Genomic DNA, 12,515 nt, shown 5'->3' with positions numbered 1-12,515 from the left:
GCTCTCCCCCACTCCCCGTTCCCGACGCCCTGCCTCAGGCCTTCTTGATCTTGTGAACGTCGGGGTCCTTCGCGACCCGGTCGGCGGCCTTCTGCATGGTGTTCATCGCTTCCTTGACCGACGAGTCACCGTTCATGAAGGAGCCGACGACGTTGTTGAACTCCTCGTTCCACAGCGCCGTGTACCACTCCTTGAAGAACGCGATCACGATGTCGTCGCCCGCCGCCTTGATGGCCTTCTGCGAGCTGGCGACGCCCGGGGGCAGGTCGAGGCCGTCGATGGCGCCCTTGACCACCGGCATGGAGGAGACCTCGCGGAAGAAGTTCTGTGCGGCCTTCTTGCTGTACATCATCCGCATCCACTCCATCCCGCCCTGCTTGTTCTTGGCCTTCTCGGGGATGAGGAACGGCTCGCCGGGCGGCGCGTACAGGGTGCCGAACGGCATGGCGTCGCCCTTGTCGAGGGACGGGGTGGCGCCCACCCGCATCTCGAAGTCCTTCGGCGTGGTGGGCTTCGCCTCGTTCTCCACCCAGGAGCCGTCCGGGATGAAGACGGCCTTGCCCTTCGTCCAGGCGGTCTGTGCCTCGATGTGCGCCTTCTCGCCGTCGAACCCCTCGAGCACGTACTTCTTGGCCAGCAGCTCCTCGTAGGCCTCGAAGACGGCCTTGACCGCGTCGGACTTCCAGGCGTTCGGCTCCAGGTAGTCCATGGCCTCCAACTGCTTGCGGCCGCCGGCCTGTCCGAACATCGCGTACATGCTGAAGAACATGTAGCGCGGGTGTCCTGCCGGATACGTCCAGCCGTGCACGCCCTTCTTCTTCGCCGTCTTGCAGACCGCCAGCATCTCGTCCCAGGTCTTGGGGTATTCGACTTCCAGCGTCTTGCTGAGCATGGTGTCCGAATACCAGATGCCGTAGACGGTCTGTGCGACGTTCAGCTGGTAGACGGCGTCGCTGCCGAACTGCCCCATCTCCACGACGCCGGGCACGAAGGTGTCGCGGACCTTCACGTCCGGGTCGTCCCAGCTCGGCGCGTCCAGCAGCTCGCTCACGTCCGCGGCCTGCTTGTTCTGGACGAGCGAGAGGATGTTCATGTTGTCGGCGCCGGAGTTGTTGATCACGTCCGGCGGATCGCCCTTCACGATGCGCGGCTGCGTCTGCGTGGCGATCTTCTCGGTCTTCTTCTGGTCGACCTTCGCGTCCGGATACTTCTTCTCGTATATGTCGCTGACGTAGCGCGCGTACTTGTCGTCGTAGCCGCCGTTGAAGATATAGGCCTGGAGTTCGGCGTCCTTTTTGACCGCGAGCGGATTGTCGGCGGACTTCTTTCCCTTTTCGGCCTTGTCCTCCTCGCCACCGCCGGTGGCGCAGGAGGTCAGCGACCCGAGTGCGGGTACCGCGAGAAGACCGGCCGCTGTGGCCCGCTTCATCACGTCACGACGGTCGACGTTGGTGGTTCCCATGCTCAAGTCCTCGCCTTCTCCAGGACTCAGGCGGTGTACCGGTCTCCCGTCAACTCGCCACCGGCGAAGGGCCCGACACCGCGGGTGAAGTTCAAGCTGGTTGGTGCGGGTTGTGCGATGGTGCGCCAGGAGTACGGCCTCCCGCGCGCGGGTACCGCTCAAGGTGCGGACAGGTATAGTCCACTCTTCGCCATCTGGGCAAGATCAAGAACGGACCGGACCGTCATCTTTCCCGAGTTGAGACCTGTGCCGAATTCCCCTGCGGTTCGAGCTCCCCGGCACTCTTGACACCAGCGGGCTCGCGTACATTACTGGTCGTCGAAAATCACAACTGACAACGTTGTCGGCCCGTTGAGAGGTCCGTGTGTCGCACAGCCCCCTGCTCCGACTCCGTATCCCGTCCGGGCACAGACCCGGACACCGGCCGCCACCCGCCAGGCGAGCGGGCCGCCGCAGACCCTCCGGCTTCCGCGCCGCGCCCCGCATGACGGCCGTGCGACGATCCGCCGTCGCGCTCGTCCTCGCCCTGGTCGCCACCTCCACGCTCGAGGCCACCAGCGCCGTCGCCCGCCCCGACCCCGGCTCCGGAGCGCACCCCACACGGTTCGCCTCCTCCTTCGAGCCCGACACCCCGGCCCCCGACTGGAACGGCACCGTCGAGACCGGCCCCGACGGCACCCCACGCGCCGACCACGTCACCCACGAAGGAAAACCCGGGCTCGCCACACGCACCGGCACGGGCCCCGAGAAGTCCCCCACCGCGAAGACGGGCGCGGGCTTCACCGGCACCCGCGCGCTGCGCTTCGCCGGCGAGCACTCCGGAGCGGGGCGCGGCCACGCCACCAACAAGGTCTTCGACGTCGACATCACCGTCACCCGGGACACGGTGCTCTCCTACCGGCTGTTCCCCGAGATGCCCGAGGGCGACCGCAGTTACGCCGCGACGAACGTGGCCGTCGACCTCGCCTTCACCGACGGCACCTACCTGAGCGAACTGCGCGCGGCCGACCAGCACGGCAACCGGCTGACCCCGGCCGCCCAGGGCGCCTCCAAGACGCTGTACGTCAACCAGTGGAACAACACCGAGGCCCGCATCGGCCGCGTCGCCGAAGGCAAGACCGTCGACCGGGTACTGCTCGGCTACGACGCGTCCACCGGCCCGCAGGACGGCGCACGGCCCTTCAGCGGCTGGCTCGACGACGTGCGGATCGCCCCCCGCGAGCCGGCCGCGGCCACCCGGCCTTCGGCCCACCTCTCCGACCACGTCACCACCACCCGCGGCACCAACTCCAGCGGCTCGTTCTCGCGCGGCAACAACTTCCCCGCCACCGCCGTCCCCCACGGCTTCAACTTCTGGACGCCGGTGACCGACGCGGGCGCCAAGGACTGGCTGTACACGTACGCGCAGCAGAACAACGCCGACAACCTGCCCTCCCTCCAGGCGTTCAGCGCCAGCCACGAGCCCAGCCCGTGGATGGGCGACCGGCAGACGTTCCAGGTGATGCCCTCGACGGCGAAGGGCACCCCCGACGCCGACCGCGAGGCACGCGCCCTGCCCTTCCGGCACGCCAACGAGACCGCACGGCCGCACTACTACGGCGTCACCTTCGAGAACAAGCTGCGCGCTGAGGTCACCCCGACCGACCACGCGGCCATGATGCGCTTCACCTTCCCCAAGCGCGACGCCAGCCTGATCTTCGACAACGTCGACGACAACGCCGGGCTCACGCTCGACCCCGAACGGGGAGTCGTCAGCGGCTGGTCCGACGTCAAGAGCGGACTGTCCACGGGCGCGACGCGGATGTTCGTCCACGCCGAGTTCGACGCGCCCGTCACCGACGGGGGCGAGCTGTCCGGCGGCGGCAGCAAGGACGCGGCGGGCTATCTGCGCTTCGCACCGGGCTCCGACCGCACCGTGACGATGCGCATAGCCACCTCGCTCATCAGCGTCGAACAGGCCGAGGCCAACCTGCGCAGCGAGATCCCGCGTGCGCGCTCCTTCGCACAGGTGCGGGACCGGGCGCAGAAGAAGTGGGACGACCTGCTCGACGTCATCGAGGTCGAGGGCGCCACCCCCGACCAGCTCACCACCCTCTACTCCAACCTCTACCGGCTCTACCTCTACCCCAACGCCGGCCACGAGAAGGTCGGCTCCAAGGCCCGGTACGCCAGCCCCTTCTCCCCCGCCGAGAAACCGGACACCCCCACAGAGACCGGCTCGAAGATCGTCGACGGAGAGGTCTACGTCAACAACGGCTTCTGGGACACCTACCGCACCACCTGGCCCGCCTACTCCTTCCTCACCCCCAAGGCGGCGGGGAAGATGGTGGACGGGTTCGTGCAGCAGTACAAGGACGGCGGCTGGGTCTCCCGGTGGTCCTCGCCCGGCTACGCCGACCTGATGACCGGCACCTCCTCCGACGTCGCCTTCGCCGACGCGTACCTCAAAGGCGTCGACTTCGACGCGGAGGCCGCCTACGAGGCGGCCCTCAAGAACGCCACCGTCGCCCCACCGGAACCCGGCGTGGGCCGCAAGGGCATGAACACCTCCCCCTTCCTCGGCTACACCAGCACCGAGACCAAGGAAGGCATGTCCTGGGCGCTGGAGGGCTACCTCAACGACTTCGGCGTCGCCCAGATGGGCAAGGCCCTCTACAAGAAGACCGGTGAGAAGCGGTACAAGGAGGAGTCCGCCTACTTCTCCCAGCGGGCCCGCGACTACGTCCACCTCTTCGACGACAAGATCGACTTCTTCCAGGGCCGGAACGCCGACGGCACCCGGCGGCTGTCCCCCGACGCGTACGACCCGCGCGTATGGGGCCACGACTACACCGAGACCAACGGCTGGAACTTCGCCTTCACCGCACCCCAGGACACCCGCGGCCTCGCCAACCTCTACGGCGGCCGCGGCGGCCTCGCCAAGAAACTGGACACCTACTTCGCCACCCCCGAGACGGGCGAGGAGAAGTACGCAGGCAGCTACGGCGGCGTCATCCACGAGATGACCGAGGCCCGCGACGTCCGCATGGGCATGTACGGGCACAGCAACCAGCCCGCCCACCACATCGCCTACCTGTACGACGCGGCCGGGCAGCCCTGGAAGACCCAGGAGAAGGTCCGCGAGGTCCTCTCCCGGCTCTACGTCGGCAGCGAGATCGGCCAGGGCTACCCGGGCGACGAGGACAACGGCGAGATGTCCGCCTGGTACGTCTTCAGCGCACTGGGCTTCTACCCCCTGGTGATGGGCTCGCCCGAATACGCCGTCGGCTCGCCCCTGTTCACCAAGGCGACCGTGCACCTGGAAAACGGCCGGGACCTGGTGGTCAAGGCGCCGGAGAACAGCGCGAAGAACGTCTACGTGCAGGGCCTGAAGGTCAACGGCAAGAAGTGGCGCTCCACGGCGCTGCCGCACAAGCTGCTGGCCAAGGGCGGCACCCTGGAGTTCGACATGGGTGCGAAGCCGTCCCGGTGGGGTGCGGGACCCGGCCAGGCACCGACCTCCCTCACCAAGGACGGCAAGGTGCCCTCCCCGCAGGGTGATGTGAGCGAGCCCGGGAACTCCCCGCTGACCGACGACACCTCCGACACGGCCGCCGAGGCCGAGGGCGCGCCGGTGACCGTGGAGAAGGGCGCCCGCGTCACGTCCTACACCCTCACCTCCGACGACCACGCCGACGCACCGTCCGGCTGGAAACTGGAGGGCTCCCGCAACGGGGGCAAGAGCTGGCACACGGTGGACCGGCGCGCGGGCGAGACCTTCCGCTGGGACAAACAGACCCGCGTCTTCTCCCTGCCCCACGCGGGTCGCTGGACGAGCTACCGCCTGGTACCCACCGAGCCGGGCTCACGCCTCGCGGAACTCGAACTCCTCGGCCACTGACCGCTCCTTGACCCGCACCACCAACGGACGGGCCGCACCCTCGCGGGTGCGGCCCGTCGTGCTCGCGTGCGGCGTCCGGGGGACGTCAGTCGCGGATCAGGGAGCGGAGGACGTACTGGAGGATGCCGCCGTTGCGGTAGTAGTCCGCCTCACCGGGGGTGTCGATGCGGACGGTCGCGTCGAACTCGACGCCCGTGTCGGTGGTGACCTTGACTGTGGCCGGGATCTCGCCGTCGTTGAGGGCGGTGATGCCGGTGAGGGTGAAGGTCTCCTCGCCGCTCAGGCCGAGGTCGAGGGCCGAGCTGCCCTCGGGGAACTGGAGCGGCAGGACGCCCATGCCGATGAGGTTCGAGCGGTGGATGCGCTCGTAGGACTCGGCGATGACGGCGCGGACGCCGAGCAGCGCGGTGCCCTTGGCCGCCCAGTCGCGGGAGGATCCGGAGCCGTACTCCTTGCCCGCGAGGATGACCAGCGGGGTGCCCTGCGCCTGGTAGTTCTGGGAGGCGTCGTAGATGTAGGAGACCGGGGCGCCCTCCTGGGTGAAGTCCCGGGTGAAGCCGCCCTCGGTGCCCGGCGCGATCTGGTTGCGCAGGCGGATGTTGGCGAAGGTGCCGCGGATCATCACTTCGTGGTTGCCGCGCCGCGAGCCGTAGCTGTTGAAGTCGCGGCGGGTCACGCCGTGCTCGGTGAGGTACTGGCCGGCAGGGGTGTCGGCCTTGATCGCACCGGCCGGGGAGATGTGGTCGGTGGTGACCGAGTCGCCCAGCTTGGCCAGGACGCGGGCGCCGGAGATGTCGGTGACCGGGGCCGGCTCCATGCCCATGCCCTCGAAGTAGGGGGGCTTGCGCACGTAGGTGGACTCGGTGTCCCACTCGAAGGTGTTCCCCGTGGGGACCGGGAGGGCCTGCCACTGGGCGTCGCCGGCGAAGACGTCGGCGTAGTCCTTGGTGAACATCTCCTGGCCGATGGCGGAGGCGACGACCTGCTCGACCTCCTGCTCGGAGGGCCACAGGTCCTCCAGGTACACCGGGTTGCCGTCCTGGTCGGTGCCCAGCGCGTCCTTGGTGATGTCCACCTTCATGGAGCCGGCCAGCGCGTAGGCGACCACGAGCGGCGGGGAGGCCAGGTAGTTCATCTTGACGTCGGGGTTGATCCGGCCCTCGAAGTTGCGGTTGCCGGACAGGACGGAGACGACGGCCAGGTCGTTGTCGTTGACGGCCTGGGAGACCTCGTCGGGCAGCGGTCCGGAGTTGCCGATGCAGGTGGTGCAGCCGTAGCCGACGAGGTTGAAGCCGAGCTTGTCCAGGTAGGGGGTCAGGCCCGCGCGGTCGTAGTAGTCCATGACGACCTGGGATCCTGGGGCCAGGGTGGTCTTGACCCAGGGCTTGCGGGTCAGGCCCTTTTCCACCGCCTTCTTGGCCAGCAGCGCGGCGCCGACCATGACGTAGGGGTTGGAGGTGTTGGTGCAGGAGGTGATGGCCGCGACGGCGACGGCGCCGTGGTCCAGATCGTAGGTGACGCCGTCGGGGCCGGTGACCTGGACCGGCTTGCTGGGCACGCCGTTGGAGACGGCCGGCGCGTCGGAGGCGGGGAAGGACTCCTTGCCCGCCTCGTCGGTGTCGGTCTCGGAGACGTAGTTGACCACGTCGAGGCCGAACTGGTGCGCGGCGTCGGCGAGCGCGATGCGGTCCTGCGGGCGCTTCGGACCGGCGATCGAGGGGACGACCGTGGCCAGGTCCAGCTCCAGGTACTCGCTGAACTCCGGCTCGCGGGACGCGTCGTGCCACAGGCCCTGTTCCTTGGCGTAGGCCTCGACCAGGGCGAGCTGCTCGGCGCTGCGGCCGGTCAGCTTGAGGTAGTTGATGGTCTCCTCGTCGACCGGGAAGATCGCCGCGGTGGAGCCGAACTCCGGCGACATGTTGCCGATCGTGGCGCGGTTGGCCAGCGGCACCGAGGCGACGCCCTCGCCGTAGAACTCGACGAACTTGCCGACGACACCGTGGTGGCGCAGCATCTCGGTGATGGTGAGCACCAGGTCGGTGGCGGTGGTGCCGGTGGGCAGCTCGCCGGTGAGCTTGAAGCCGACGACGCGCGGGATGAGCATCGAGACGGGCTGGCCCAGCATCGCGGCCTCGGCCTCGATGCCGCCGACGCCCCAGCCCAGGACGCCGAGGCCGTTGACCATGGTGGTGTGCGAGTCGGTGCCGACCAGGGTGTCGGGGTAGGCCTGGCCGTTCCGGACCATGACGGTGCGGGCCAGGTGCTCGATGTTGACCTGGTGGACGATGCCGGTGCCGGGCGGGACGACCTTGAACTCGTCGAAGGCGCCCTGGCCCCAGCGCAGGAACTGGTAGCGCTCGCGGTTGCGGCCGTACTCCAGCTCGACGTTCTTCTTGAAGGCGTCGGAGGTGCCGAAGGTGTCGGCGATGACGGAGTGGTCGATGACCAGCTCGGCCGGGGCCAGCGGGTTGATGCGGTCGGCGTCGCCGCCGAGCTCCTTGACGGCCTCGCGCATGGTGGCCAGGTCCACGACGCAGGGCACGCCGGTGAAGTCCTGCATGATGACGCGGGCCGGGGTGAACTGGATCTCCTGGCTCGGCTGCGCGTTCGGGTCCCAGTTGCCGAGCGCGCGGATGTGGTCGGCGGTGATGTTGGCGCCGTCCTCGGTGCGGAGCAGGTTCTCCAGCAGGACCTTCAGGCTGTAGGGCAGCCGGGCGGAGCCGTCCACTTTGTCCAGCTTGAAGATTTCGTACGACTCGTCGCCCACCTGCAGCGTGCTGCGGGCGTCGAAGCTGTTCGCCGACACGACAGTCTCCTTCAGTGCCTTGTGTGCATCGGCCGCCGGTGCGCTATGGTGAGCGGGTCACGAAGTTAGGTAAGCCTTACTTGACTCACCGTCCACCCGTGCCGCCTCGCGACAGCGACCGCGACGTTTGCCGTCGCCAGTTATCTCGATGTCGAGATAACTCTAGTACACGAGCGCGCGCCGGTCATGCCTGCCCCCGGACGCACATGCGGGGCCACCACCGGGTGCCCCGAGACGACCTCGCCGACACGCCCGCCGCGGCGGCGCGCCGATCCCTGTCCGACCCATGGACCCGCGCCGCCCTCTGCCGCACAGTGGTGCCGTGTCCTCCACAGACCCAGCGGCCCCCGCGCCGCGCGGACCCGGCCGGCCGGAGGAGCCCGCACTGAAGCGGGCCATCGGGCCGAAGCTGCTGATCCTGTTCGTGATCGGCGACATCCTGGGCACCGGGATCTACGCCACGACGGGCAAGGTCGCCGGGAAGGTCGGCGGCGCGCTGTGGCTGCCGTTCGCGATCGGCTTCGTCGTCGCACTGCTGACGGCCGCCTCGTACGTGGAACTGGTCGGCAAGTATCCGAAGGCGGCCGGCGCCGCGCTCTACACGCAGCGCGCGTTCAAGGTGCCCTTCCTGACCTTCATCGTCGCCTTCATGGTGATGTGCTCGGGGCTGTCCTCCGCGAGCGCGGCGGCGCTGGCCTTCAGCGGCGACTACCTGGACGAGCTGACGAACGGCGCCCTGCCCGCGACACTGATGGCGATCCTGTTCGTGCTCGCCCTGGCGGCACTCAACCTGCGCGGCGTCTCGGAGTCGGTGAAGGCGAACGTCGTCCTCACCCTGGTGGAGATCACCGGGCTGGCCATCATCCTCGGCATCGGCCTCTACGCGGCCCTCTCCGGGGACGGCGACCCCTCACGGCTGGGCGATTTGGAGACCGGCGGCACCGGCTACGCCCTCTTCTCCGGCGTCCTCGGCGCCACCGCGCTCGGCTTCTTCGCGTTCGTCGGGTTCGAGGACTCGGTCAACATGGCGGAGGAGACCGTGAACCCGCAGCGCACCTTCCCGCGCGGCATCTTCCTCGGCGTCGCGGTCACCGGCACCGTCTACGTCCTCGTCGCGCTGGTCTCCTCGCTGCTCGTCCCGACGAGCACGCTGGAGAAGTCGAGCGGCCCGCTGCTGGAAGTGGTCAAGGCGGGTGGTGTCGACTTCCCCCACGAGCTGTTCGCCGTGATCGCGCTGTTCGCCGTCTCCAACTCGGCGCTGATCAACATCATGATGGCCTCACGGCTGTGCTACGGCATGGCGAACGAGCGCATCCTGCCCCGCGCCATGGGCCGGGTACTGCCCGGGCGCCGCACCCCCATCGTCGGCATCGTCTTCGTGACGCTGCTGGCGATCGGCCTGGTGTCCACGGGTGAGATCGCGGGGCTGGGCGACACCACGTCGTTCCTGCTGCTGTGCGTCTTCGCCGTCGTCAACGTGGCCGTCCTGGTGCTGCGCCGCGACCGGGTGGAGCAACACCACTTCCGGGCACCCACAGCGGTGCCCGTACTGGGGGCCGTCACCGCGCTGATCCTCGCCAGCCCGCTGGCCGACCGCGAGGCCGGCGTCTACATCAGGGCGGGAGTCCTGGTACTGATCGGCGTCGCGCTGTGGGCGGTCAACAAGCTGGTGCTGAGGGTGCGCGGCGAGGACGCGGCCGGTCGCTGACCGGCCGGCCACCGCCGGGCGGGCCCGGGCGTCGGACCGGCGCCCAGGCCCCCGGAAGTTGGACTGGACCCCTCCCTGGCGCCGTCCCCACCCGGACGTTGGGCGGGACCCCGCCCCGGGCGTTGGCGGGCCCCAGCTTCCGCCACGAGTGCGGGGTCGCCCCCGGCCGGGCAGCGGCCGAGGAGCCGGTGACGGGCGCCGGGCTGAAGGACTGGTGGCAGACGGGCCGGTGGCCGACGTACCGGTAACCCGGCCCCTGGCCCTGGCCCTGGCCGCCGGCCGTCAGACCGGTGGTCCGGACAGTGGGCGGGGGCCGACGTCCGCCCGTCCGGCCGGGCGGCCCCCGCCTGAAGGGACAGCGGCCGGACGCTTCCGCCGCCCGCCCGGGGACGGGCCTACGCGTCCTCGGGCTCGCCCGAGCGCGTCCGTTCGGCGAGCCGTTCATAGCGCTGGCGGGCGGCCTGCGGGGTGCCCAGGCCGAGGCCGAAGGCGATCTGCGGCCACGTCATGTCCCGCCCGCGCGCCATCCGCACCAGCCCCTCCTCCAGTTCGTCCAGCTCTCCGCGCACCCGGGGCACGAGAGTGAGCGCCGCGGTGATGTCCGCCTCGTCCACCGCCGGTTCGCCCTCCTGGGCGCTCGCGGCCCCGCTGAGCAGGAAGGCGACCAGGCGCACGGCCTCGTGCGCGCCCGGCATCGCGGGGTGGACCTGCCGGGCCCGCTGCGCCTCGGTCGCCGCGTGCCGCTCGGCGATACGGAAGAGCGCGGCGTGTGCGCGCCGGGCCCTGGCCTGGTCGGGGTGCGGGGGCGTGAAGGGGTCCTGGTCCACGGGCTGTGGTTCGTCGACGGATGTCATGGGGACAGCATCCGTCGCCGGACATGCGTTGTCAACTTTCGGTTGTGAACATTTTGTTTACACGTCACATCCGGCATCCTGGCGACCCGCCGGGGCCGGGACGCAAGCCGGCCGTGGCATTCGGGCGGTTCTTCGCCTCTTCGACGCGCCACGACCCCCCGAGTGAGCCGCTATCTCACATCTGAGATAGTCTCTTCGCATGACCGACGACTACCTCGCCCGTATCGGCCAGTTGATCCGCGATGCCCGCCAGCACCGCGGTATGACGCAGTCTCAACTGGCCGAAGCGCTCGGCACCAGCCAGAGCGCGGTGAACCGCATCGAGCGCGGCAACCAGAACATCAGCCTTGAGATGATCGCCCGGATCTCCGAGGCGCTGGACAGCGAGATCGTCTCGCTGGGGTACTCGGGCCCGATGCATCTGCGCGTGGTGGGCGGGCGCCGCCTGTCCGGCAGCATCGACGTCAAGACCAGCAAGAACGCGTGCGTGGCGCTGTTGTGCGGTTCGCTGCTCAACTCCGGTCGCACGGTGCTGCGTCGAGTCGCCCGGATCGAGGAGGTCTACCGCATCCTGGAGGTCCTCTCCTCCATCGGAGTGCGGTGCCGGTGGATCAACGGCGGCGCCGACCTGGAAATCGTGCCGCCCGCCGAGCTGGATCTCGACTCGATCGACCAGGAAGCCGCGCGGCGCACGCGGAGCATCATCATGTTCCTCGGCCCGCTGCTGCACCGGATGGACCACTTCCGCATCCCCTACGCGGGCGGCTGCGACCTGGGCACCCGTACGGTCGAGCCGCACATGAGCGCGCTGCGCCACTTCGGACTCGCGGTCACCGCCACCGAAGGCATCTACCACGCCGACGTGGAAGCCGGGGTCGCGCCCAAGCGGCCGATCGTGCTGACCGAGCGCGGGGACACCGTCACCGAGAACGCGCTGCTGGCCGCCGCCCGGCACGAAGGCGTCACGGTCATCCGCAACGCCTCGTCCAACTACATGGTCCAGGACCTGTGCTTCTTCCTGGAGCAGCTCGGCGTGCGCGTGGACGGCATCGGCTCCACCACGCTGACGGTGCACGGCGTCCCGGTCATCGACACGGACGTGGACTACTCGCCGTCCGAGGACCCGGTCGAGGCCATGAGCCTGGTGGCCGCCGCCATCGTCACCGAGTCGGAGCTGACGGTGCGGCGCGTGCCCGCCGAGTTCATGGAGATCGAACTCGCGGTCCTGGAGGAGATGGGCCTCGACTTCGACCGCAGCGCCGAGTACGCGGCCGACAACGGGCGTACGAGGCTGACGGACCTGACGGTGCGGCCCTCCAAGCTGGAGGCGCCCATCGACAAGATCCACCCCATGCCGTTCCCCGGCCTCAACATCGACAACGTCCCCTTCTTCGCCGCCATCGCCGCCTCGGCCCAGGGCCAGACCCTCATCCACGACTGGGTCTACGACAACCGGGCCATCTACCTGACCGACCTCAACCGGCTCGGCGGCAGGCTCCAGTTGCTCGACCCGCACCGGGTCCTGGTCGAGGGGCCCACGCGCTGGCGCGCCTCCGAGATGATGTGCCCGCCCGCGCTGCGCCCGGCCGTCGTCGTCCTGCTGGCCATGATGGCGGCGGAGGGCACCTCGGTCTTGCGGAACGTGTACGTCATCAACCGCGGCTACGAGGACCTGGCGGAGCGCCTCAACGAGGTGGGCGCACAGATCGAGACGTTCAGGGACATCTGAGGGGCGGCGCGCCGTGGTACGGCGCCCCTTTCCGGCCCGCACGCACGCGGGGTCGGAAAGGGGCGCCGCGGGCCGC

The 12,515-nt window shown here is 69.4% G+C and carries 6 protein-coding genes; 3 read left to right on the top strand and 3 right to left on the bottom strand.

Going from position 1 to position 12,515, the window contains the following annotated elements; translation table 11 throughout:
* Positions 1 to 34: 34 nt before the first annotated feature.
* Complete coding sequence (ngcE, locus tag DQ392_RS22445) at positions 35 to 1,462, bottom strand: N-acetylglucosamine/diacetylchitobiose ABC transporter substrate-binding protein (protein WP_114017496.1); 1,428 nt, start codon at positions 1,460 to 1,462, stop codon at positions 35 to 37.
* Between the two features lie 484 nt (positions 1,463 to 1,946).
* Here ngcE and DQ392_RS22440 point away from each other — a divergent pair, with 484 nt between their 5' ends.
* Complete coding sequence (locus tag DQ392_RS22440) at positions 1,947 to 5,342, top strand: GH92 family glycosyl hydrolase (protein WP_114017495.1); 3,396 nt, start codon at positions 1,947 to 1,949, stop codon at positions 5,340 to 5,342.
* An 85-nt stretch (positions 5,343 to 5,427) separates the two neighbouring features.
* Here DQ392_RS22440 and acnA read toward each other — a convergent pair whose 3' ends face one another.
* On the bottom strand, positions 5,428 to 8,148 hold the full coding sequence (gene acnA, locus DQ392_RS22435) for an aconitate hydratase AcnA (RefSeq protein WP_114017494.1): 2,721 nt from the start codon (positions 8,146 to 8,148) through the stop codon (positions 5,428 to 5,430).
* 286 nt (positions 8,149 to 8,434) lie between these two features.
* Here acnA and DQ392_RS22430 point away from each other — a divergent pair, with 286 nt between their 5' ends.
* Positions 8,435 to 9,856 (top strand): APC family permease, encoded by a 1,422-nt coding sequence (locus tag DQ392_RS22430; RefSeq protein ID WP_114017493.1) that lies wholly within the window; start codon positions 8,435 to 8,437, stop codon positions 9,854 to 9,856.
* A gap of 395 nt (positions 9,857 to 10,251) precedes the next feature.
* On the opposite strand, the gene DQ392_RS22425 is transcribed toward DQ392_RS22430, so the two are convergent.
* Positions 10,252 to 10,710 (bottom strand): DNA-binding protein, encoded by a 459-nt coding sequence (locus DQ392_RS22425; protein ID WP_114017492.1) that lies wholly within the window; start codon positions 10,708 to 10,710, stop codon positions 10,252 to 10,254.
* A gap of 199 nt (positions 10,711 to 10,909) precedes the next feature.
* Here DQ392_RS22425 and DQ392_RS22420 point away from each other — a divergent pair, with 199 nt between their 5' ends.
* Entirely contained in the window at positions 10,910 to 12,439 is a 1,530-nt protein-coding gene (locus DQ392_RS22420; RefSeq protein WP_114017491.1) for a helix-turn-helix domain-containing protein, read from the top strand.
* Positions 12,440 to 12,515: the final 76 nt, after the last annotated feature.

Origin of the sequence: Streptomyces reniochalinae (genome assembly GCF_003323735.1) — a bacterium.
Taxonomy (GTDB): Bacteria; Actinomycetota; Actinomycetes; order Streptomycetales; family Streptomycetaceae; genus Streptomyces; species Streptomyces reniochalinae.
This window is presented reverse-complemented; position numbering and strand designations above follow the sequence as displayed.